The 20,330-nt window shown below is 61.2% G+C and carries 24 protein-coding genes and 3 pseudogenes; 15 read left to right on the top strand and 12 right to left on the bottom strand.

Annotated elements, in window-relative coordinates:
• Positions 1-157: 157 nt before the first annotated feature.
• From G3N64_RS25600 to G3N64_RS25560, 9 genes and pseudogenes are all read right to left on the bottom strand, one after another.
• Positions 158-643 carry a hypothetical protein gene (locus G3N64_RS25600; protein WP_205786397.1) on the bottom strand — a complete coding sequence of 162 codons (486 nt, stop codon included), beginning with the start codon at positions 641-643 and terminating at the stop codon, positions 158-160.
• A gap of 70 nt (positions 644-713) precedes the next feature.
• Positions 714-1,643 carry a tyrosine-type recombinase/integrase gene (locus tag G3N64_RS25595; protein WP_205786396.1) on the bottom strand — a complete coding sequence of 310 codons (930 nt, stop codon included), beginning with the start codon at positions 1,641-1,643 and terminating at the stop codon, positions 714-716.
• A 218-nt stretch (positions 1,644-1,861) separates the two neighbouring features.
• Positions 1,862-2,281: a DUF2471 family protein gene (locus tag G3N64_RS25590; RefSeq protein WP_241021202.1), complete on the bottom strand. Its 420-nt coding sequence runs from the start codon at positions 2,279-2,281 to the stop codon at positions 1,862-1,864.
• 49 nt (positions 2,282-2,330) lie between these two features.
• The gene (locus G3N64_RS25585; RefSeq protein ID WP_205786395.1) at positions 2,331-2,630 is read right to left on the bottom strand and encodes an H-NS histone family protein; all 300 of its coding nucleotides are present in this window, start codon (positions 2,628-2,630) and stop codon (positions 2,331-2,333) included.
• A 124-nt stretch (positions 2,631-2,754) separates the two neighbouring features.
• Entirely contained in the window at positions 2,755-5,904 is a 3,150-nt protein-coding gene (locus G3N64_RS25580) for an error-prone DNA polymerase (protein ID WP_205786394.1), read from the bottom strand.
• Between the two features lie 6 nt (positions 5,905-5,910).
• On the bottom strand, positions 5,911-7,389 hold the full coding sequence (locus G3N64_RS25575; RefSeq protein ID WP_205786393.1) for a DNA polymerase Y family protein: 1,479 nt from the start codon (positions 7,387-7,389) through the stop codon (positions 5,911-5,913).
• Positions 7,310-8,026 (bottom strand): translesion DNA synthesis-associated protein ImuA, encoded by a 717-nt coding sequence (imuA, locus tag G3N64_RS25570; protein ID WP_205786392.1) that lies wholly within the window; start codon positions 8,024-8,026, stop codon positions 7,310-7,312. The genes G3N64_RS25575 and imuA overlap by 80 nt, the downstream gene beginning before the upstream one ends.
• A gap of 73 nt (positions 8,027-8,099) precedes the next feature.
• Positions 8,100-9,011, bottom strand: a pseudogene (locus G3N64_RS25565) (SOS response-associated peptidase family protein).
• Between the two features lie 127 nt (positions 9,012-9,138).
• Complete coding sequence (locus G3N64_RS25560) at positions 9,139-9,465, bottom strand: H-NS histone family protein (protein WP_205786391.1); 327 nt, start codon at positions 9,463-9,465, stop codon at positions 9,139-9,141.
• Positions 9,466-9,629: 164 nt separating this feature from the next.
• Here G3N64_RS25560 and G3N64_RS25555 point away from each other — a divergent pair, with 164 nt between their 5' ends.
• The 11 genes from G3N64_RS25555 (at position 9,630) to G3N64_RS25505 (ending at position 14,050) form a co-directional block, all read left to right on the top strand.
• Positions 9,630-10,310, top strand: a complete 681-nt coding sequence (locus G3N64_RS25555; protein ID WP_205786390.1) for a site-specific integrase — start codon at positions 9,630-9,632, stop codon at positions 10,308-10,310.
• 204 nt (positions 10,311-10,514) lie between these two features.
• A complete protein-coding gene (locus G3N64_RS25550; RefSeq protein ID WP_205786389.1) occupies positions 10,515-10,766 on the top strand; it encodes an AbrB/MazE/SpoVT family DNA-binding domain-containing protein in 252 nt (83 codons plus the stop codon).
• Complete coding sequence (locus G3N64_RS25545; RefSeq protein WP_205786388.1) at positions 10,760-11,110, top strand: type II toxin-antitoxin system ChpB family toxin; 351 nt, start codon at positions 10,760-10,762, stop codon at positions 11,108-11,110. Before G3N64_RS25550 ends, G3N64_RS25545 begins: the two co-directional genes overlap by 7 nt.
• Before the next feature lie 21 nt (positions 11,111-11,131).
• Positions 11,132-11,440: a hypothetical protein gene (locus tag G3N64_RS25540; RefSeq protein WP_205786387.1), complete on the top strand. Its 309-nt coding sequence runs from the start codon at positions 11,132-11,134 to the stop codon at positions 11,438-11,440.
• Positions 11,441-11,771: 331 nt separating this feature from the next.
• Entirely contained in the window at positions 11,772-11,984 is a 213-nt protein-coding gene (locus G3N64_RS25535; protein WP_205786386.1) for a hypothetical protein, read from the top strand.
• Between the two features lie 18 nt (positions 11,985-12,002).
• Positions 12,003-12,218, top strand: coding sequence for a hypothetical protein (locus G3N64_RS25530; RefSeq protein WP_205786385.1), 216 nt, complete (start codon positions 12,003-12,005; stop codon positions 12,216-12,218).
• A 9-nt stretch (positions 12,219-12,227) separates the two neighbouring features.
• Complete coding sequence (locus G3N64_RS25525) at positions 12,228-12,416, top strand: hypothetical protein (protein WP_205786384.1); 189 nt, start codon at positions 12,228-12,230, stop codon at positions 12,414-12,416.
• A gap of 23 nt (positions 12,417-12,439) precedes the next feature.
• Positions 12,440-12,853: a 4-fold beta flower protein gene (locus G3N64_RS25520; protein ID WP_205786383.1), complete on the top strand. Its 414-nt coding sequence runs from the start codon at positions 12,440-12,442 to the stop codon at positions 12,851-12,853.
• 160 nt (positions 12,854-13,013) lie between these two features.
• The gene (locus G3N64_RS25515; RefSeq protein WP_174948169.1) at positions 13,014-13,355 is read left to right on the top strand and encodes a GIY-YIG nuclease family protein; all 342 of its coding nucleotides are present in this window, start codon (positions 13,014-13,016) and stop codon (positions 13,353-13,355) included.
• A gap of 11 nt (positions 13,356-13,366) precedes the next feature.
• A complete protein-coding gene (locus tag G3N64_RS25510) occupies positions 13,367-13,621 on the top strand; it encodes a hypothetical protein (protein ID WP_205786382.1) in 255 nt (84 codons plus the stop codon).
• 63 nt (positions 13,622-13,684) lie between these two features.
• Positions 13,685-14,050, top strand: coding sequence for a hypothetical protein (locus tag G3N64_RS25505; RefSeq protein ID WP_205786381.1), 366 nt, complete (start codon positions 13,685-13,687; stop codon positions 14,048-14,050).
• Here the strand turns inward: G3N64_RS25505 and G3N64_RS25500 are convergent.
• Positions 14,050-14,175: pseudogene (locus G3N64_RS25500) on the bottom strand (IS30 family transposase); the annotation flags it as partial. The gene G3N64_RS25505 and the pseudogene G3N64_RS25500 sit on opposite strands and share 1 nt — an antisense overlap.
• A 129-nt stretch (positions 14,176-14,304) precedes the next feature.
• Between G3N64_RS25500 and G3N64_RS25495 the strand changes: the two are divergent.
• Together G3N64_RS25495 and G3N64_RS25490 are read left to right on the top strand one after the other, a co-directional pair.
• Complete coding sequence (locus G3N64_RS25495) at positions 14,305-15,249, top strand: hypothetical protein (protein WP_205786380.1); 945 nt, start codon at positions 14,305-14,307, stop codon at positions 15,247-15,249.
• A 59-nt stretch (positions 15,250-15,308) separates the two neighbouring features.
• On the top strand, positions 15,309-15,560 hold the full coding sequence (locus tag G3N64_RS25490; protein WP_205786379.1) for a hypothetical protein: 252 nt from the start codon (positions 15,309-15,311) through the stop codon (positions 15,558-15,560).
• 491 nt (positions 15,561-16,051) lie between these two features.
• On the opposite strand, the gene G3N64_RS25485 is transcribed toward G3N64_RS25490, so the two are convergent.
• Positions 16,052-16,903, bottom strand: coding sequence for a DUF6216 family protein (locus G3N64_RS25485; RefSeq protein WP_205786378.1), 852 nt, complete (start codon positions 16,901-16,903; stop codon positions 16,052-16,054).
• Between the two features lie 404 nt (positions 16,904-17,307).
• On the opposite strand from G3N64_RS25485, the gene G3N64_RS25480 reads away from it, so the two are divergent.
• On the top strand, positions 17,308-17,604 hold the full coding sequence (locus tag G3N64_RS25480) for an H-NS histone family protein (RefSeq protein WP_205786377.1): 297 nt from the start codon (positions 17,308-17,310) through the stop codon (positions 17,602-17,604).
• 898 nt (positions 17,605-18,502) lie between these two features.
• Here the strand turns inward: G3N64_RS25480 and G3N64_RS40450 are convergent.
• A pseudogene (locus G3N64_RS40450) lies at positions 18,503-18,667 on the bottom strand (helicase); the annotation flags it as partial.
• Between the two features lie 344 nt (positions 18,668-19,011).
• On the opposite strand from G3N64_RS40450, the gene G3N64_RS25475 reads away from it, so the two are divergent.
• Complete coding sequence (locus G3N64_RS25475) at positions 19,012-20,055, top strand: PDDEXK nuclease domain-containing protein (RefSeq protein WP_205786411.1); 1,044 nt, start codon at positions 19,012-19,014, stop codon at positions 20,053-20,055.
• Positions 20,056-20,330: the final 275 nt, after the last annotated feature.

The raw sequence follows: 20,330 nt of genomic DNA, 5'->3' as shown, positions 1-20,330 counted from the left end.
ATGAATCAATACGACAATGCCCCGAGATGTTTCACCCCCCCCTTGCGAAATAAATCTCGACTGGCACCGGTCCGATGTTGGCCGATTCCGCCGTGCGCGTCCGATCGGCGTGGCGACACCTCGACGAGGTGTCGTTGTCACCGACCTACAAGGCTTCTTACGAGTTGCTGGAATCGGGGCTGTTCAGCAATGCGGCGAGGTCAGCGTCCGGCGACGTCGGGGTGGAATGCGCTGTCAGGATCCGCGCGCGGCCGATTACGAGGTTCCGAGAGTCGATCGAGATGCGCTCGATATGTCGGCCGCGCGCAGCGCGCTCGGGGGTTTGCTGGAACGGATGGCCGCGATGGATGTAGTCTTCGAGGTCCGGCTCGCCTAAAACGACCTGGTGCGTTTCGTTCTCGGTCAGCGCGACGCAGAGCATTGCGAACGGGATTCCAGCCAGGTCCCGATCGGCGATTCGATTGAGGACAGCGTCGCGCGCCTGGTGATCTGCAGTCAGGATGCCTTGCGAGCCCTTGTGGTTGTCGATCTGGACGACAATTTGCGTGGCCTTCGGACGGCGGGCGATGAGCCTGTATCGGCAGATCGCCAGATCGCCGCCCGTGAAGTAGATGAGGTCGGTGTAGCGCGTTACGTAGTCCATAGGAACACTCCGATAACAAAGAAGCCAGCGAGAGTGCTGGCTTCTTCAGGCTATCGAGGTGGCCGAGAAGTCAAGTCGCGCCGTTGGCTTGCTGAGCGGGCTGGAGGGTGGCGCGAATGCGGATCACGGTCCGTTGGCTTGTGAGGCCCAGCGTGTGCATGACGTCATCGTTGCTCCGGCCGGCGAGCAGGAGGCGGCGAGCGAAGGTGTTGCGAAGGATGCGCGGGCTCATGTCGGGGACGCGGATGTCGACCGATAGCAGCTCGTCGCGAACGATCCGGCCGAGCATCTCGTCCGTCATCGGCCCGCCGGCGCGGGGCGACGGGAACAGCAGGGCGCAGGCGGCCGCGGCCGTGTGGTTCCTCCATCGTTCCAGCACCGGCTGCGCGAAGTCTTCAAGGTTGATCCGACGCGCCTCGCGCGGGCCCCGCTTGGGGACCAAGATGTGCGGCCGTGCCGGCGATAAGTCGAGATCGCCGCTTGCCGCCTGTCGAATTTCCTGCGCGGTGATGCCTGTCGAAAGCAGCAGCGCGACGATCGCGCGATTGCGGACCCCACGCTCGTCGAGGCCGTCGAGCGTGGCAACCGAGTCCTGCAGCCGGCGATCGTCAGCCTCCAGCAAGTACACCGGGACGGGTTCGTCCTCTGGCCAGCTCTGTGCCAGGGCATAGGCGGCCGCAGGGTTGGTTTTCCGGACACCGATGTCGACCAGGTGCCGACCGAGCCGGTCGAGCAGCTTCTGGTACCGCAGTCGGGTCGTGGTGCCAGGCTTACACCGCCGATCAAGGTCAGCGAAGAACGTCTCGAGCTGATCAACGCTGAAGGTGGCCAGCGTCCGGTGGGAGGTCGCGAGGTGACGCATGAAGCGCTCGAACATGGCTTCATGCTGGACGATCGACCTCGGGGAGAATGCGCGGCGGTCGGCTCCGGCCGCTTCAGTGCGCTGCCACTGTTGGTACGCGTCGGTCGGTGCCGACAGCCAGAGAGTCGGATCGTCCATTTGACCTTATATACTGAATATTGGGTACCCCAAGCATAACGCGAATCTACGATTCGCGTCCCTGGTCTGCAGGAGGGTGGGGTGCTTCGGCCGTTTCGTCTGCGCGCCCGCCCGGATGGCGTCGGCGCCTTGCGAGCGTTTCGTCGCATCGTCCGCGTTTGCTTCACACACTCGAAGCAAGCCGCCGGCATTCGCGTTTGGTTGGGCCAACGAGGAGCTCACACTTCACCGGCCGGCGAAGGCATACGCTTATGCTCCCGGATACATTCATAGGCGATCGGCAACGGCGCTCCGGAGAGACGCCAGTCGATGAACCCGTTGAGGTCGACGCCCGGCAACGTAGTAGGCCCGATTCGCGGAAGGGCGGCGACGACCATCGCCTCGTTTCTGCACTGGAATGCGAGGTCCGAAAACGCCTGCTCTTCGATTTCGAGCAGGACTCGCCATGTGGGGCCAAGCGTCAACCCTGAATTGAGGTGGCGCTCCGTGAGCGACATCACGATGCGACGCAAGTCGTCCGTGGCGCGTGCGACCGCGTGCTCGAACAGCACTGGGTCGATCGCCGGATTGAAGGTTGCGGGGGTGTCGGACAGTGCCATGAAAAAGCGTGGTGATGCGCGGCGGGCCGCGTTGAGCATGCCCGCCTCGGTTGTGAGTGATTGAATGTATCGAGTGTCAGCGTGCAATTCAAGGTTGGGCAGCCGGTGCCGCGATCTGAAACTGCGTGCGGTCCTTGCCGTCGATCCACGCCGGCGGCCGCCCGCGACCGCTCCAGGTCGCGCCGGTACCGGGGTCGCGATATCGCGGTTCAGCGGTTTTGCGCTGCCGTGCCTTGCTCACGCCGAAAATCTCCCTCGTCGAGAAGGTGAACTCGTCCACGAGCCGTTTGACTTCTTTCAGTACGGTCGAGCGCTCTTCCGCTTGGACTGCCTGAATTTCCGCGTCAATGGCAGCGCGTTGTGCGAGAAGCTCTTGGTAGGTCGACATCATTTCTCCAGTCGTGGTTAGAACATCGATACCAACCAGCATACGGAGCAATCCAGGAAGTCAAGCTTTGGCGACCGCACACTGTCGAGCGCGCCCAGGCGTCTATGACGGGTAGAAAGTCTGCTCAGCAGAAGTCCCGCGACGTTGTCGGTAGGGCGCCGAGCAATTCGGTTCGGTCGACCAATTTGCTAGCGATCAGGTGCCGCACTTCTCCCTCGACCTGCCAGACGCCGTACACCGCGAGTAAGTCGGCGCCAAGCGCTTCCTTCCGATACTGCTCAAACAGCGATGACCACAGGATCACATTGACCTGGCCTGTTTCATCCTCAAGCGTCATAAACAGCACACCATTGGCCGTCCCAGGCCGCTGCCGGACCGCGACCAGTCCACACGCGCGCGCGAGCTGTCCATTGCGCAGCGTCGCGAGCTGCTCAGCGGACTGCAGACGATCTAGTGCGAGGCGATCGCGCAGCAGCGCCAGCGGATGCCGTCCGAGCGTGAAGCCCATCGCACGATAGTCCGTCACGATCTCGGTTCCCTCGGTTGCTTGCGGAAGCGCCGGCACCGTGTCGTCTCGTTCGGTACCGCGCAGAAGATCTCGATCAGGCACGGCGGCGGCCGCCAACCAGAGCGCCGCGCGTCGATTCCCGCCGGCGAGCGCTCGCAGTGCGTTCGCGCGCGCGAGCACCTGCAGGTCATGGCGATCAAGTTGTGCCCGGCGCGCGAGATCCGCGACGTCGACGAACGGGCGCACCGCTCGCGCGAGCTCGATTCGACAGGCCGTGTCGTCGCGCATCCCGTTCAGCAGTGAGAAACCGAGTCGTACGGGCGCCGATGTCGTCGGCCCTTCGATCGCCGAATCCCACGTACTCACGTTGACGTCGACGGGCAGCACCTGGACGCCGCGCCGCTTCGCATCCTGCAGCAGCTGCGATGGCGTGTAGAAGCCCATCGGCTGGCTGTTCAGCAACGCGGCGAGGAAGATTGCCGGCTCATGGCGTCGCAACCAGGCACTCGAGTAGACGAGCAGTGCGAAGCTGGCCGCGTGGCTCTCCGGGAAGCCGTATTCGCCGAAGCCCTTGATCTGCGCGAAGATCGACTCGGCGAACTCGCGATCGTAGCCGCGCTCGAGCATGCCGCTCACGAGACGTTCTTGGTACGGCTCCAGTCCCCCCTTGCGCTTCCATGCCGCCATCGCGCGGCGCAGCTGGTCGGCCTCGCCGGCAGAGAAGCCGGCCGCCAGCATCGCGACCTGCATCACCTGCTCCTGGAAGATCGGCACGCCAAGCGTGCGCGCCAGCGCCTTCTCCATGCCTTCCGACGGAAACGTGACGGGCTCCAGCCCCTGGCGCCGGCGCAGAAACGGATGCACCATCCCGCCTTGCACCGGCCCCGGCCGCACGATCGCGACTTCGATCACCAGATCGTAGAAGCACTGCGGCCGCAGGCGCGGGAGCATCGACATCTGCGCGCGCGATTCCACCTGGAATACGCCCATGCTGTCGCCGTCGCAAAGCATGTCGTAGGTCGCCTTGTCCTCGGCCGGGATGTCCTGCAGCTCGAACGTCTCGCCGCGTTTCTCCGAGATCATGTCGAGCGCGCTGCGCACCATCGATAGCATGCCGAGCGCCAGGACGTCGATTTTCAGGATGCCAAGCGCCTCGATGTCGTCCTTGTCCCATTGGATGATCGAGCGGTCCTCCATCGCTGCGTTCTCGACCGGTACGAGCCGCGTGAGCTTGCTGCGGCTGATCACGAAGCCACCCGAGTGCTGCGACAGGTGACGTGGATAGCCGAGCAGCTGCGCGGCAAACGCGGCCCACTGCTGATTGAGTGGCGCTTCGGGATCGAGGCCGGCCTCGGCGAAGCGCTGCAGCAGATCTGCGCGCGAATCGAACCAGTGATGCTGCTTCGCGACCCGGTCGACGATCTCTGGATCCACCCCGAGCGCCTTGCCGGCCTCGCGCAGCGCGCTGCGCGGCCGGTACGTGGTGACGGCCGCCGTCAGCGCCGCGCGATCGCGGCCGTACTTGCGGTAGATGTACTGCATCACTTCTTCGCGGCGCTGGTGCTCGAAGTCGACGTCGATATCCGGCGGCTCGTTGCGCTCCTTGCTGATGAATCGCTCGAACAACATGGATTGGCGCGATGGGTCGACCTCGGTCACGCCGAGTGCGTAGCAGACGCACGAGTTCGCGGCAGATCCGCGGCCCTGGCACAAGATGCCGTTTTGGCGCGCGAACTGCACAATGTCGTAGACGGTCAGGAAATACGCCTCGTACTTCAGGTCGGCGATCAGCTGCAGCTCGTGCTCGATCTGCGCCTGGACGTCGACCGGGATGCCGGCGGGGAAGCGCCGCCGCGCACCGATGTAGGTCTGCTCGCGTAGGTATGTCGTCGCGTCGGTACCGGCCGGTACCAGTTCGTCGGGATATTCGTACTTCAGGTCGTCGAGGGAAAACGTGCAGCGTTGCGCGACGCGCACGGTCTCCTCGAGCGCACCGGCGGGATAGAGGTTGGCGAGCCGTAGGCGCGATCGCAGGTGACGCTCGGCGTTCGGCGCGAGCTCGTACCCGCACTCGGACACCGGGCGGCCGACCCGGATACCCGTCAGCACGTCTTGCAGCGGTTTGCGCGACCGGACGTGCATCAACGGCCAGCTGGTGGCCACCACGGGTACGCCGTGGCGTGCGGCGACGCGCTCGACCACGCCGCGGTGGATGTCGTCCATCGCCCGCGCGTGCAGCGTCAGCGCGATCCAGGCGCGATCGCCGAACACGCGTGCGAACCATTCGACCTGGGCGTCGAGGCGTTGCTCGTTGGCCGGGAAGTCGGGCGAGAGAATTGCAACACAGTCGGGCAGCGAACGCAGGTGTGCATTCGGCGCTTCCGGATGCTCGAGATCGAGTGGAGCCAAGCGGTACGTGCCTTTTTTTCCACGCATGCGGCCGAGCGAGATGAGCTCGCAGAGGTTGCCATAGCCGTCGCGATTCATCGCGAGCGCCGTGAACGCGAGCGCCGGCGTGCCGTCGGCGGCCGTCAGCCGGAAGTGCGAGCCGATGATAAGCGGTAGGTAGGCCGCCTTCGCCTCGACGTGCGCGCGTACGACGCCGGCCAGCGAGCACTCGTCGGTGATCGCAATTGCGCTGTAACCCAGCTGCGCCGCGCGCGCGACGAACTCCTCGGCGCGCGATGCGCCGTGTAGAAAGGAGAAGTCGGATGCGGTCTGCAGCTCAGCGTAGTCGGGCAGGGTACCGTAGCTCGCGGCGCTCATCGCGGATCAGCCAAACAAACCGTGTAGGAAAAAGCGCGCTTCGCTTTCGTCGCTGGCCGTCGGCCGCTCCTTGTAGATCCAATAACAGATACCGCTGTCGTCCTCGGCGACGAAGTAGTCGCGGGTCACGGTCTGCCCGTCCTGCCAGCCGCCTTCGATGCGCTCGCCGGGCGACACCATGCGCAGCGGTGTGCCGTAGAACGGTCGATGCGCGCGCATCAAGAGCGGTACCGGCTTGTCGAGTAACCACGCGGGGCGCGGCAGATCCGCCGGCACAGGCTGGGCCTTCGGTGCATCGCGCATCGGCATCCATCGGGCGGCCACTTCCGGCCGGTAGTCGGCCATGGGAGCCGGGACGAGCACATTCTCGGCGCCGAGCCGCGCGGTCAGCAGTTCGAGCAGCCGCGCGTGATCCTGCGGTGTGCCGCCAGGATCCGGAAACAGCGAATCGCTCGGCGCGGCCGCATCCTGTACACGGCGCGCGACGAGTCGCACGGCGATCACCGGCCCGGCGAGCTCGACGTGCGCGAGGCGTTCCTTGACGAGCCGGGTGAGGTGTTCCTCGAACCGCGTGGGGGCTCCCAGCGCGATTTCGATCTCGGTCGGCGCGATCGCCTCGCGGCCGCGCTCGTGCTCGAGCAGCAGCGCGAACGCGGTGACGTCCAGCTGCTTCGCCGTCAGCCAGCCAGTCAGCTGCAGAATGAGCCGCTTGCCGACGAACAGCAGCGCCTCGGCGTGCTCGACGCGGTCCATCAGTTCGACACGCGTGTCGAACGACGGCGGCATTTCTAGCCAGTCGTACGCGGCCGGCGCGGTGCCGGCCACCTGGTCGAGCCAATCGAGCAGCGGTGTGCCGCACCGCTTCTTCAGGCCGGCGCGCGGCAAGCGCTGCAGATCCGCGAGCGTTTGACAGCCCAGGTCATCGAACCACGCTGCATATCGTCGAGCGTCGGGAGCGACGGCGAGCGACACGCGCGCGAGCGCGCGGCGCAATGACCTCGCGGACAGCGCGAGACCGCCACGCAGGCCGCGGGCGATCATCCACGCGGCCGGACCGCTCGACGCAACGGATACAGCCGCAGTGACGCCGAACGATGCAGCGATGTCGCGCACGCGCTGGCGCAGCGCCCGGATGCCGCGGAAGAGACGCAGGCTTGCGGTAACGTCGAGCAGCACGACGGCTTCCCCCGCATCGACGACATTCGGCGTGAACTGCAGGAGCGCATAGGCGACGCCGAGCACGAGCTCTCGCTCGCGCGCGGCGTCGCGCTCGCGGATCTGCGCGTCCGGCGCGAGCGACAGCACGCCACCGCGGCGCATGCCGGCGACCACGCCGAGCGCACGCGCGGCGCGATCGAGCGCCACGACGCGGCCGCCCTCCAGCACGACGAGCCCGCGCGCATCGTCAGGCGACGGCGCCGGCGATCGCGGCCGGAACACTTCGAGATTGAGGTGCGGCGGATGCACGCCGATCCAGACTTGCATGGCGGTTCAACAAAATCGGCGCGGGGGACATGGAAACGAACAGTGGCGTGTCGCGTGCCGGTCCGCGGCGCTTCACGAACGTGACGTCGATGCCGTCACGCTTCGGCGCCAGCGCGAGCCGCAAGGGTGCCGGCGACGCGTCGCGCGCGGCGGCTGCCGGCCGGAAGAGGTAGAACAGCGCCTGGCCGCTCTGCGCGGCCAGGTTGAGCCGCCGCAATGCGTCCGCACGGACATGCGACTGCCAGAGCAGCACTGCAGCGCACGTGCCGGCGCGCAGCGCCTGTTCGGCGGCCCACAGTGCGTCGGCCGTGCGCGGCGCCGGCAGCGTCACGAAGCCGGACGGATCGATGCCCCAATACGCGAGCGCCAGCGGTTGCAGAGCGTGCGGCGGCTGGATCAGCATGACCGGCTTGCCGGCCGCGCGCGCGAGCACCGGCGCCAGCAGCCGCAGCTCGCCGATTCCAGGCTGCGGCGCGAGCAGCTCGATCAGCGCGCCGGCCGGCCAGCCGCCGCCGGGCAGTTCGGCCGTCAGCTCCGGATGGCCCGTGTCGACGCCGCGCACGCTCGAGCGCGCCAGCTGGCTGGCTCGCCAAAGGGCCGGGTGAATGACTTCAGGATGGGCGAGGGCGGGGTGCATGGGGTCGGTTACGCAAAACACTGTATGTTTGTACAGTATATGGCAGAGATAACCGCCCCTCCAACCCCCGCGTTTACGCTGCGAGCTGGTGCTCGTAGTAAGGCCGCTCGCGGTCGGCGAGGATCTCGCGCAGCTGCGCACGCTGGCTTGGATCGGGCGCCAGTCAGGCGTCGACATTCGACGATTTAATGGGGGCGATACACCTGTCGTGTCCGGCAGCCGACACTTCCGGCGGTGGGTCGTCCGTGATCGCCGCAAACGACCAGAGGTCATCTGCGCCCGGGATCTCGGTGCGCGTCCACAGGCAGGCGACCTGCATGTGTTGTGGTGGCGTCGGATCGAAGCGAAGCACGACGTTCTGGCCGTCGCGCTTCACGTTTTCGAAAAACGCGTCGACGAGCACGAGCCCATGCGTGAAGCCGAAAACCTTGCGCCAGGCGGTGTTGAGCGAATCTGTGCGCGCGTTATAGCTTCCGCTCTTTTGCTTCTCGTCCGCCTCGGTCCAGCCCGGTATACGGCATCGATACCGCATCGGTACGACGCGGCGCTTGCCGTCGAGCTCGATCAGCACGGGCGCATACCAGCCGGGGAAGATCCGCGAATCACGCTCCTGCAGGTCCTGCCGGCGAAGATCGTCGAGTCCGCGCGTTGCCGCATCGATCTTGCTCGTGGCGATCCGGACGTCCTCACTGGCCTTCTTCGTGATCTTCTGAGCGAGCTTTTTCTCGGCCACGACGAGCCGCGCTCGCTGCTCGAACAGATCGGTCTCGAGCTTGCGTGTCCACCGGCTCCGATACGTGGCGATCGCGGCCGAGATTTCGTCGTCGACACCGGCGAACGCAGCGTCGACCGCCTTCGGGATCTTGATGTCGGCCCCCGATGCGCGCGCGAAGAAGATGCGCCTGAACGTCTCGATGTCCATGTCGGCACCATAGCGCCGCACATACTCCCGGTAGTTTGCTTGGATCTTCGCGGAATAGCACATTGCCGTGCCCCATAAGCAACCGTTCAGGAACAGGGTATCGCAAGTCTTGGGCATGGGCCCAGCACCGCCGCAACGTTCGGCCGACCGCCGAACATTCTCCGGGCAAGATCGTCGCGAGGACGAGCCATCAGGCGTCCTCTCCGGGCCACCACGGTTTCGCCGCACGCTCGATCAGGTAGTCATCGAGATTCTTGCCTTCCAGCCATTTCGGTCGCGGACCGAATCCAGACCATTGCTTACCCGACGAGGGGTCGTAGTACTTTGCCTTCGCCCGCGGTTTGCGCGATTTGCGGAAGCCTGCCGCGCGCAGCAGTTCGTCCTCGGTGATGCCGTAGAGCGCAACGCACTCCTGGACGCCGGCCAAATACGCCTGCTTCTCGTCCTTCTTCACGTCCGCGAGTCGAATATTCAATTCGCGCAGTTGAGCTTGTAGGTCTTGGAGTTCGGTGATCACGATCGCAATTGAGTTTGGGCAGGACGGCAGAATGGTAATGGATGATTGGCAGGGTGCCGAATTTTCCGAGGTTGCCTTGTAGGATGGTGTGTTAGCCTCGAAAAAGAGCCTACGCGGTTTTCTCTCTGAATGATCCCGATTTCTATCCTGTTCAGAGAGCCAGCATGTCCAACACCGTAACGCGAGCGGCCGTCCTGTCGCCCGGTCAGATCCGTCATCTACTTCGAGTCACTGAGGCAACAAGCAGGCATCCAGCGCGCGATGCCGTGATCCTGCTGCTCGGCATGAGCGTCGGTATGCGAATCACCGAGGTCGCGCAATTGACGGTCGCGGATGTCATGTTTCGCAGTGGTGCGCTCCGCACCGAAGTCTCACTTCGCGCGGCGATTACCAAGGGTTGCCGCCAGCGCGCCGTGTATTTCTCGGCTCGAAAGCTGGTCGATGCGATAGAGCGGTATCTGGCATTCCGAGTCACGCACGAGCTCGGCACCACGCTCGACAAATCTCGCTTTCGCGGTCTGATCCCTGACCTTCCGTTGATCCTGAGCCGCAAGGGATATCCGTATTCGCTGAATCGCAAGAAGCGTTTCTCGGCTGACGGACAGTTGATGGACTACTGGACAGCGGATTCGCTTCAATCCTATGTGACGAGCCTCTATAAAGCGGCGGGTATCAAGGCCTCCAGCCACAGCGGTCGACGTACATTTGCGACCAGATTACTCGGTCGTGGCGCGACAATTGAGCAGGTCCAGCTGCTGCTCGGCCATGAATCGATTGATGACACCCGGCGCTATATTGACGTGGACCGAGAGGTGCTCAGCCGCATCTTGGAGGAGGCGATTTGACTGCTGGAGATTTGTCCGGCTATCGCGCGAATGCCTCTGGCATTCGCCTCGCCCGACCCATTCAGGATTGGCCCCTGGCCCGCCGATAATTTGCCGTGCACGCGGAGCGCCACATCCGCGCACCGCGTATATCCAAAGTAGATACGTTTTTCTTGACGTCTCGCGGCGCTGTATCTACAATGGATCGACATTCGGAGTGATGCCATGGAACTAAAAATTCAGAAATGGGGCAACAGTGCGGCGGTGCGACTCCCCGCCGTGTTGCTCGAGCAGATGCACGCCTCGGTCGGCGGCTCGCTGAACGCCGACGTGCGTCCGGACGGCGTATTGCTGACCCCTGCGCGCCGCAAGTATGCCCTGGACGAACTGGTCGCTCAGTGTGATGCGAAAGCGCCTTTCCCGGCGGACATGGCTGCATGGGGTGAGGTCAAGCCGGTAGGGCGTGAAGCATGGTGAAGCGGGTCAAGTTCGATCGGGGCGACATCGTGCGCGTGAGCCTGAACCCGACCATCGGGCGCGAGCAGCAGGGCGATTTCCGTCCCGCGCTTGTGCTGTCTCCCGCCGCATTCAATGCCTTGGGGGTGGCGCTCGTCGCGCCGATCACGCAGGGCGGGGAGTTTGCGCGCTTCGCAGGATTCGCCGTGCCGCTCTCCGGCTCGGGCACCGAGACGCAGGGCGTGGCCTTGGTGAACATGGTCCGGATGCTCGATCTGGACGCGCGTGGCGCACGCAAGATCGAGCGGGCTCCGGCCGAGGTGGTCGAAGATGCGCTGGCTCGGCTGCAATCGATAATCGAGTAGGAAAAACGGCGAGAACGAAACATGGACATTTCGAAGATCGACGCCTCGGTTCTCGAGGCAATTCGCAAGCGCGGCAGCACCGACGCTGATATCGCCTTGATGACGCCCGAGCGCGCTTTCGTGGAGTACTGCGACTGGAGAGCGCTCCCCGGCCACGGTGAAGAGCTGATTCGCGTCCTCGATAACCTGAGGCTTGCGGCGTGCGACGCCGCCGCCGGACGCACGCTCTATGGGCGGCTGCAGGAGCATATGCCGAGCGACTACCCCGACAGCTGGACTGACCTAGCGGCCAAGTATCGAGACGCTTTTGTGGCCGCTGCAAACGGATAGGGAAAAAGGGGCGCGCCATGCCTGCACAACACACGACACAGCGTCCGTTCGCCATGTCGCCTAGCGGCCTCGGCAATAATGACTGGCCGATAACTGATCTGCATGCGTGGCTCGCAGAAACGGTTCTGGACAAAGGATTCGTCTGCCAGGTCTCGTGGCGTGAGAAATCGCGCATGACGTGGCAAGTGGCTAATTTCAGTTCGACCGACAAAGGGGCTGCGTTCGCCAGGTCGTTGATGAGTGACCAATCGCGGCCACTTTTCGAGCTCGTGGTGCACTCAAACCAACCAGCGGGCCAACACTCGCCGCTGACAGCGTAGGAAACAGCGCCATGTCACCGAGTTTGTCGGACTTCCCGGTTGCGATGCAGGAACACGCAAAGCGCAATGAGCGCATGTCTGGGAACGGATTGCCGGGGTGTCCCTTCATCGGTGGCTGGATAGTCAACGCTCGCGCGTTCAGCTATGACGATGACGCAAAGGCGTGGCTCAAGTCGAAAGGCTTCAAGCACCACGGGCGGCGCTGGTTCCGCTTTGACGACTAACGAAGGAAAAACCGCGAGATGACGCCCGAACAGATCACCACGCTCGGCGAGGCGGCAGCGAAGGCCGCGCGTCGAGCCATCGAATTTTCGAACAAGACCGGCGGCGATCAGAATCGCGGCCAGTTCGTCGCAATGGTTGCCGGGGCCCTGAGTGCGATCCCCGTTGAATTGCGCGGTGAGGCGGCGATCGACTTCCTGACTCACGGCGCTGTTAGCCCATATGGCGGCCGATAGGAAAAAGCCATGACTGATGGTTCGGCAAAAGAGGCGGGAGCTTGGCTGCTTGCTGATGCAGTTATCCGGCGCGCGTCCGGTGAAGAGGCGCGGGATATCGAGGCGTTGCGACGGAGATTTGCAAACGTTGATTACAGCGCCGATCATATCGAGTCGATCTTGAAGAACTCGAACATCGTCGTCATTCGGCCGGAATAGGAAAACAACGTGAAGGGGCACGCATGGCGCAATACCTTTATGACCAGCGCGGCAACGCGGTTGGTTTCATCCGTGGCAAGTTTATCCACGATATGCGTGGCAATGCGATTGGGCAAATTCATGGCACACACGTCCACAAGCTAAGCGGCCCGTATGTCGGGGAGCTTTACAAAGACATGGTCGCCAATCGCCACATGGGCAACTACGGAAACGTCGGCCATAGCGGGAATCCGGGCAATGCCGGATCACCAGTAACCCTGGCAATAGAAGGAGCGTCAACTACGGTTATCCGGACGTCTTCGCAGAACTTACTCGATAACGCGGAAATCTGCGCCTTTACGCCCGTGACGATATCGAGCGACAGGTGGCTGCGAGGAGACGGAAGCCGGCATTCGCGTAGAAAAACAAGGGGAAGCGATGTTCAAGTGGCTCTATGAATTGACGCACACGCCGCAAGAGGTTTGTGAGCGCTACGGACATGTCGAAGGCAGCGTCATGGAGACGTCCGGAAACGGCCAGCTCTGGACCTGCGACCGTTGCGGTTTCAACGGTCACACAGCCGAATGGCGTTGAAGTTCGTCCGTCGAAAAATCCTCGATGGCAACCTACGTCATCTACGTCCTTCGGCTGCAGGGAGACAATTTTTATGTTGGCCTCACACTGGGATTGCCTGCGAATCGGATTGGCCAACACGGAGGTAAGCATGGGGCCGCTTGGACGAGAATGCATCCTCCGATTGCTCTTGTCGAAACAATCGATTGCAGAACCACCAACGAAGAGCGGGCGTTCGAGAAGGAAAATGTCGTGACTTGGCAGTACATGCAACGCTATGGTTGGCAGCGCGTTCGCGGTGGCTTTTTCACAAAGTGTGACGAAGAAGAAACTCGAAAGAACCTGCGATCGCATGGTTTCTTTGAGGCGACGGGTTGTCGTGAATAGGAAAAAAGATCATGGTTCGCTATTTCGTTAAGGAGGAAGGCCCCTTGAGCTTCCCGCCATATTCGAGAGGCGGTAGCTACCGGGTGTGGGACGGATTGAAGAAAGAGGTGATCCGTGAGATTAATTGGTTCGAGCAACGAGGGGCGCCGATTGACGATGGCAGCAAGACGCTGTCGAAGCGGGAAGCGCACGAGCAGGCAGTATCTCTTACGCGAACGCTCAACGAACAAGTAGGAGCAGCAGAAGCCTACCGCCGGCGAAAGTGACATCGATCGCCGGCCTGGATTCGAAGCCGCGTTACCTTTGACTCTGAACAATAGGAAAATCACATGTTTAGACAAAACGAAGTCAACGAGCGGACCGTCTGGAGCAAGATTCTTCATCACGAACGCGACGGAGATGAAGGCGACATTTTTGCCGCAACGTGGTTCGCTAGCGTGTGCTGCGTGCGCGAGGTTTCAGGTTATGCGGTGTGGTACCAACGGAGGCTGAAAAAAAACATCGGGGAGAGTGGCGTATCGAATGGCGACTACCTTCTCAGCTTTTACGCTACCGATGCCCGTGACGATGCAATCGAGTTCGCAGTGCTTGCCGCAACGAAGCTCGCAGCCGATCACGCCGATCCGATCCAGGCGCTGGATCGTCTAGCCGCGAAAGCCCAGCGTATCGAGTCGAAGAACGGCGCACCGTTCTAGACCTTCACACCAGACTCAATTGTGAAGCGAGCATGATCGGATAGTTCCTTTCCCCGATCCCAAGTCAATGATCGCCACAACTGGGCAGGCATGCTCGTCACGGTTTTCTTGAGAGCGTTGGCCAGGCGACACGACGATCACCACCGTTGGGGCCGCAGAAATCGTGACCACCTTGGTTACGGACGTCGTCAGTATTGCGATTTTGATGAAAGAATGAGACAAACAACTTTCTGAGGGTCCGTCGAGATCGGCACATGACGAAGAGACGAACAGAACCGAGGCAAAAAGCGAACGCCGGGATTCTGAGCTGGCGCGCGTCCGACCAGCCAAAGGTGAGGGCGATGCCGTCTCAACCTGCGTTGCCTGCGGCAAGAGTGCTTGCGGTCAAGACCCCTGCGAAGTTGGCCCGGGAGCCCGTGACCGCCTCGAAAGATGTGAGCCTGCTCAATTCGCCAGACCGTATAGTCGAGTCCGTATTTCGATGTGATCTGAAGCCGAATTCCAGCCAGAAAGCCGTGCTAGACGCACTATTCTCCGGACCGCTTCTCCTTAAGGCGCTTCTAAAACAGGTCGACCCGAAGCCGCGGACCTCGCACGATGCCTCGATGTTCCTGCTCCGGCATCGTAGGGAGCTCGAGCCGTATCTCGCCACCCGTGACCGCAGCGATTCGGTCGACCTCTTGACCCAACTGGTAATCCAATGGGGCTCCCGAAGCCCGACGGCGATCGAAGTCCAGTTCTGCGAGGATTGCACGATATCCGGGGCCAACGAGATCTACGTGCCGATTCCCCGACTCGGTGGCCTAGCCGTTTTCAATGAATCCCGACTTGCCGAGGCACGCTACCGATCGCGCTACAAGCCATCTTTTGCTCTCGTCCACTCGTCTCTTGGGTACCTGATCGAGATCGTGTTTCTCCGACGAGAGCAAACGAGAGAGGTCGCGCCCTACGTCTCTGGGCGATTGGATTCGCCTACTGAGGGTGGAAGCGCATCATCCACCGCGAAGAAAAGTGGTCGCTCGGAAACCAAAACCGGACGCCTCGAGGTCGCTCGGTTTGTTGCTTTGTTTGGCGCGCTCGACCGTGCCAGGGCTGCCGAGGCCAGGGTGGGAAAGAATTTTGTGAGGCCGGATTTCAGTGCGCTGGAGGGTCGATCTGTTCAAGGCGGCCTTCCGTCGCTAGGCAAACGAAGGCGATAGCTGGCGTGCACTCGGCGTCCATGACGCTGGAATTGTAGAAACATCGGAAAACGAGAACAATGAAAGCTGCCGCATACATCGTTGCGCTCCTTACGGTGATTGGATATGGTTGCGGCCAGCATCAAGCGGTCGACGACGCGAAAGAATCGCAGTTGACGGCCGCTCGCGCTGCGAATGAACAGATTCAGATGGCGATCGCAGACAGCAAATGCGGCGACTCAGGAGAGCAGCAAGGCCTGTGTGCCCACTTGAAGCAAGCGCAAGCAGACATTGACAACACGATATATCGCATAAACGGCGGTCACGAATAACGAAGCGGAGCGCATCAAGGCCGCGCTCGTTGAGCTTCTCGCATAGGAAAACACCGCTTCATCATTGCCCGGCTAGGCGGCGATGAAGCGCCCCACCGGCCTCGCAAGCGGCCTTATTTGAACAACCACGCTGAAGAGGAAGTAGGCACACGCAACCCCAGAAATGGGAAAGCCCCTGGAGTTTGCCATGCAAGATCCCGATGATTGGAAGGCTAAGGTTGTTGAAGAATCACAAACCTCGTGCCCGGCATGCGGATCACCAAACGTCACAATAGGCGCTTGTGCGATCGGCAGCATGACTGTGCATCAGGAATACGTCTGTGAAGAGTGCCAGTACGAATTCACAGCTCTCTTCGCGTTGGCCGGCTGGTACGCGGGGCATCCCGAGACTTAACGGAACAGTGTCGAGACGATCGAAGGCGGGGCCGACGATCGCTCCATGACGTCCACGGCCCTGAGCGAGGCGGTCTACAACCAGTGTCGTGGTGACCCTATTGCTCGATCGGGTTCGCGGTGATGGACGGCGTAACGTCTTGGCACCGTGCGTCGTCCTTGGCTTTTAGTCGCCGGGCGAGTACGCGTGCTTGGCCTGCGGCTGCCAAGCTGAAACCGATTGTGGCCGTGAGGAGGAGGGTGAAAAGCAGCAGTACACCGATGACTATGCGTTGGTCTTTGAGCCCCCCGGTCACGGTCTCCCTAAGCCCGCCGTCCGCGATACCCTTGCAGATGGCCATCGTCTCGTCGAAGCTAAGGCCTGTCACGCGACTATTGGGCAGCGGCGGCTTCGTGCACGACTGCGCATCCAGCCGCCATGTTTTCCCCCAAATTCCCTCGACGCTTGCACCATCGCTCCAGAGCCAAGTCTGTGAGGCTCGCATCGAAATGAGCGTTGTCTTTGACGTGCCAGCCGTGTTAAGGATCACGACGAACACTGCTACCAAGAGTGCGCACAAGATGGCGCGCGCGATGAAATGCCGTCTCCGTGGCACGTTGAGCGGGTTGTCTTTTGATGGATCGATGCACGTGCGTGCGCGTTTGACGTCTATCGGTGTGAGGTGATGACGATCCATCCAGGACAGAAGCCGGTGCAGGTCCGAAATGGAGCGGGCCGTCACGCCATACACCAAACGAAAGCGCGTCAAATCCAACTGATCCTGTCCGAACGCCTTGAGTTTTTCGTCGTTAAAGTCTCTGTCACCGACGAAGGTACTCCAAACCTTTTCCCGAATGATTTGTGTGGAATTCAGGCGGAACATCGCGTAGACAACGAAACCGGCAAGACCCAGAATAGAGAGCAAATAGGTAAGGAGTGGAGCAATCGCCGCACCAAAGATGGCATTCATTCGGTCCTCTATCAAAAGTGTCGTATCTGGTGAGTTTAAGGATGGTGTCGTACGATCACGAGTCAGTCAACAAAACGCGAGGGCCACGATCGTGCAAGCTGCGTCGAGTACATTAAACAGAATCGCGTTCTGAAATCATACTCTTCTCGAGAGCTCCAAAAATCGATATATTCTATTATATAAAAACTAATTCGAGATGCGAATTTAATGACTCTTCGAGAGCAGTATGCAGCTCGTCTGCACTGGTAACGGGGTCCTAGCCATGGTCGACTGCACTTCGCTCAAACGGTATTTCTCCCCATTGTGGGAATATAATGTATCGGTCGTGGACAGAGGGTTTGCATCTACGCTCCAAGCCACCTCGGCCACTGGCCAACCTTCTAAATCGGAGTTCCTTCACATACATGGCTACCTATCTCGAACTGAAAGCTCAGGCAGAAGCACTGGCGCAGCAAGCGGAAGAAGCACGGATTGCCGAGCTGGAAAGCATCATCGCGACGATCCGTGAGCAGATCGCCGAATATGACATCACGCCTGAGCAACTTTTCGGACGTCGGCGCGCTCCTGCGTCGGGCACGCGGGCACCGGTCGCGCCGAAATATCGCGACCCGAAAACGGGCGCAACCTGGAGCGGGCGTGGCAAGGCACCTCACTGGATTGCAAACGCCAAGAACCGCGATCGGTTTTTGATTGAGCAGTGAGCGGCGTTTATGGTTGAGCTCGATGCCGTCAACGCTACATGAGGGACATTACCGGGCGATATGCCGCGAACGGACGGCCTTGGCTGCCAAGGCGATGGGACACGGCGAGGTATTTCCACAAGCTGAGATGCTAGTCAAGGACGGATGGGCTAGCTTCACCCGTGACGGCGTCGAAGTGTGGAACTGCAGCGCGCGGTACGCCGCCACGCACTTTGATGTCCGGCCTGCCTAGGGGATCCGTAGATGAGCGAGCTTGTGCAAATTGCGCCTGGCGTTGTGTTCTCATCCGATGTGCTTGGCGCCGAATGGGCGCGTAAGCATGGATCGGGCGACGGGAAGACACAGCCTGCGAATCGAAAGCGCCTGGTGGTGACGGAAAGCGATCAAGAAACTCGCACAATCGAACCGGCTCAGTTGTCGTTGCTGTAGAGAACCGTGGATGACAGACACCTTGCAGCTGTCGGCCTTCGCGTTACCGCCGACGTTCCCTCCCGAGTCGGTTCCCGACGTTTGCACCCGTTTCGTACGTGAGTGCGTACCGGGCCTGACCAAACGTCAATTGCTGGCGCGCACACGCGCAAGAGGTTGGACGCCGGCGTGGCAACCGCTGACGCATCTCGTACGGGAGGGGTTCGAAGCGTTTGCCCTTGACTTAGTCGTTGATGGGACGCACGTCCCCGTGATCGCCTGGATGCAACGTGTCGGGAAGGGTGTCGACCGCGTCTCAGTATCAACTCGAGATCCACGGCAGTTGCCCCTGTTTTAATAGCGGCGCAGTTCGGTCCGGCGTGCGCACGCCCAACTCGAGGCATGCGTATCCGAAATGCAGGTGCTGGATATTCGGACCCGACGCCAGAACAGGCACAACGCTCCCGCCGGCCTCCGATCTGACTGCTTGTTATGCGTCTTTCAACCAGGGCATTTCCACAGGTGACACGACCAGTTGGCCGAATTCGCATTTCAGATCGAAGATGGACCCGACCGGGGTCATCGAGTCGGCGTAAGGAATCGGGAGGACCTGCGGAATCTCCTGAGTCCGCCGGGGGCGCTCGGGCGTGTCCGCTAGCTGCCGACGTACCGCTCGACATCGTGCAGCAGTTACTCGGGCATGCTTCGCTTCAGACGACGTCCGAATGCGTAACGGCCGAAGAGAAAGCCGTCGCGCGGAGATCGGAAATTCCACGGGCGCTCGATCGAGTAAAAATAAAATACCCGCTGGAAAATTCGGCAGCATTTCGACGCTTCGCTAGGGATCGATCTAGGGGCATGGAGAAGAAGATGTTGGGAATGGACCCTATAGGGCTTGACCAACAGTCGCTCTGGTTTGGCAAGGCATTGCCTCATTCCGGTTGCTGCCGGGATAATGTCTACTGTCTTTTTGACTACGAATTGCAAACGAAAGGCCGGATGACAAATTCCCTTACCCCGCTGGGTGACGAAGACTATCGCCGCTGGCTCACGGAGCTCAAGCAGCGGGTCGAGCTTGCCCGTGCACGCGCCGCGGCAAGTGTAAATCGCGAGTTGGTGACACTGTACTGGCAGATCGGTAGCGACATTCTCGAACGCCAGGAGCGACAAGGGTGGGGGGCAAAAGTCATCGATCGGCTGGCGCAGGATCTGAAGGCTGCGTTTCCCGACATGCGGGGATTCTCGCCGCGCAACCTGAAATACATGCGGGCTTTGGCGCAAGCATGGCCATCATCGGAATTTGTGCAGCAACCTGCTGCACAATTGCCGTGGTTTCATCTATGTACTTTGCTCGACAAAGCAAAGGATCCGGCGGTCCGCGATTGGTACGCGAGCAAGGCGCTTGAGCACGGCTGGTCCCGCAACGTTCTCGCAATGCAAATCGACACGCAAGCACATGCCCGGGCTGGTGCGGCCGTAACCAATTTCGACGCACGGTTGCCGCCCCATCAATCAGATCTCGCGCGCGAAGCGCTCAAAGATCCGTACATCTTCGATTTCCTCGGATTGACCGAAGATGCTCAGGAGCGCGATATCGAGCAGGGGCTGACGCGGCACATTACCCGCTTTCTACTTGAGCTTGGCGCCGGCTTCGCGTTCGTCGGGCGACAGTATCGGATCGAAGTTGGCGGCGATGAATTCTTCATTGACCTTCTTTTTTACCACCTGAAGCTTCGCAGTTACGTTGTGGTAGAACTGAAGGCAACGCCGTTCCGACCCGAATATGCCGGGCAGCTGAATTTTTATCTGTCCGCGGTCGACGCGGAGTTGAAGTCACCTGATGACCGGCCGACCATTGGGCTGCTCCTTTGCCGGGAGAAGAACCGTTTGGTCGCCGAGTATGCCTTGCGTGGCATGGCAAATCCGATGGGTGTCGCAGAGTACCAGCTCCTACGTGATGTCCCAGCATCGCTCGAAGGCGGATTGCCATCCATTGACCAGATCGAAGCGGAATTGGGCCCGGATTTGCCCGACCCGGACTAAGCGCCTGACGCTGAACCTGAAATAGCCAAATTGATACGTATCAACAGTCAGGAACTGTTGCCCACCGATCCGTGTGGCCCGGATTCCGGGTTGATCTAATGCGTAGGCGGCTCCATATGGTCCACCGTTGATGGGTGTCGACCCCTTATGTCATACCCGGATTCAGATGTCCACGTTCCAGCCATTTAAAAATGTCCGGTTTTAAGGTTGGTTTTACTGCGTCTCTTTCCTAGCTTTAACCGTTACGCAGTGTCGAAGGTCGGCGCCTGAACGGG

The organism is Burkholderia sp. Ac-20344 (assembly GCF_017104975.1).
Classification (GTDB): Bacteria; Pseudomonadota; Gammaproteobacteria; order Burkholderiales; family Burkholderiaceae; genus Burkholderia.
The sequence above is the reverse complement of the archived record's forward strand: the minus strand, read 5'-3'. Positions and strand labels throughout refer to the sequence as shown.

Excerpts from the sequence above, each read along its gene's own strand:
- G3N64_RS25540 (WP_205786387.1), top strand. The coding sequence starts at position 11,132 with ATGGACATTTCGAAGATCGACGCCTCGGTTCTCGAGGCAATTCGCAAG.
- G3N64_RS25595 (WP_205786396.1), bottom strand. The coding sequence starts at position 1,643 with ATGGACGATCCGACTCTCTGGCTGTCGGCACCGACCGACGCGTACCAA.
- G3N64_RS25525 (WP_205786384.1), top strand. The coding sequence starts at position 12,228 with ATGACTGATGGTTCGGCAAAAGAGGCGGGAGCTTGGCTGCTTGCTGAT.
- G3N64_RS25480 (WP_205786377.1), top strand. The coding sequence starts at position 17,308 with ATGGCTACCTATCTCGAACTGAAAGCTCAGGCAGAAGCACTGGCGCAG.
- G3N64_RS25545 (WP_205786388.1), top strand. The coding sequence starts at position 10,760 with ATGGTGAAGCGGGTCAAGTTCGATCGGGGCGACATCGTGCGCGTGAGC.
- G3N64_RS25485 (WP_205786378.1), bottom strand. The coding sequence starts at position 16,903 with ATGAATGCCATCTTTGGTGCGGCGATTGCTCCACTCCTTACCTATTTG.
- G3N64_RS25585 (WP_205786395.1), bottom strand. The coding sequence starts at position 2,630 with ATGTCGACCTACCAAGAGCTTCTCGCACAACGCGCTGCCATTGACGCG.
- G3N64_RS25590 (WP_241021202.1), bottom strand. The coding sequence starts at position 2,281 with ATGCTCAACGCGGCCCGCCGCGCATCACCACGCTTTTTCATGGCACTG.
- G3N64_RS25505 (WP_205786381.1), top strand. The coding sequence starts at position 13,685 with ATGTTTAGACAAAACGAAGTCAACGAGCGGACCGTCTGGAGCAAGATT.
- G3N64_RS25535 (WP_205786386.1), top strand. The coding sequence starts at position 11,772 with ATGTCACCGAGTTTGTCGGACTTCCCGGTTGCGATGCAGGAACACGCA.
- G3N64_RS25600 (WP_205786397.1), bottom strand. The coding sequence starts at position 643 with ATGGACTACGTAACGCGCTACACCGACCTCATCTACTTCACGGGCGGC.
- imuA (WP_205786392.1), bottom strand. The coding sequence starts at position 8,026 with ATGCACCCCGCCCTCGCCCATCCTGAAGTCATTCACCCGGCCCTTTGG.
- G3N64_RS25515 (WP_174948169.1), top strand. The coding sequence starts at position 13,014 with ATGGCAACCTACGTCATCTACGTCCTTCGGCTGCAGGGAGACAATTTT.
- G3N64_RS25575 (WP_205786393.1), bottom strand. The coding sequence starts at position 7,389 with ATGCAAGTCTGGATCGGCGTGCATCCGCCGCACCTCAATCTCGAAGTG.
- G3N64_RS25520 (WP_205786383.1), top strand. The coding sequence starts at position 12,440 with ATGGCGCAATACCTTTATGACCAGCGCGGCAACGCGGTTGGTTTCATC.
- G3N64_RS25490 (WP_205786379.1), top strand. The coding sequence starts at position 15,309 with ATGAAAGCTGCCGCATACATCGTTGCGCTCCTTACGGTGATTGGATAT.
- G3N64_RS25530 (WP_205786385.1), top strand. The coding sequence starts at position 12,003 with ATGACGCCCGAACAGATCACCACGCTCGGCGAGGCGGCAGCGAAGGCC.
- G3N64_RS25510 (WP_205786382.1), top strand. The coding sequence starts at position 13,367 with ATGGTTCGCTATTTCGTTAAGGAGGAAGGCCCCTTGAGCTTCCCGCCA.
- G3N64_RS25475 (WP_205786411.1), top strand. The coding sequence starts at position 19,012 with ATGACAAATTCCCTTACCCCGCTGGGTGACGAAGACTATCGCCGCTGG.
- G3N64_RS25550 (WP_205786389.1), top strand. The coding sequence starts at position 10,515 with ATGGAACTAAAAATTCAGAAATGGGGCAACAGTGCGGCGGTGCGACTC.
- G3N64_RS25495 (WP_205786380.1), top strand. The coding sequence starts at position 14,305 with ATGACGAAGAGACGAACAGAACCGAGGCAAAAAGCGAACGCCGGGATT.
- G3N64_RS25555 (WP_205786390.1), top strand. The coding sequence starts at position 9,630 with ATGTCCAACACCGTAACGCGAGCGGCCGTCCTGTCGCCCGGTCAGATC.
- G3N64_RS25580 (WP_205786394.1), bottom strand. The coding sequence starts at position 5,904 with ATGAGCGCCGCGAGCTACGGTACCCTGCCCGACTACGCTGAGCTGCAG.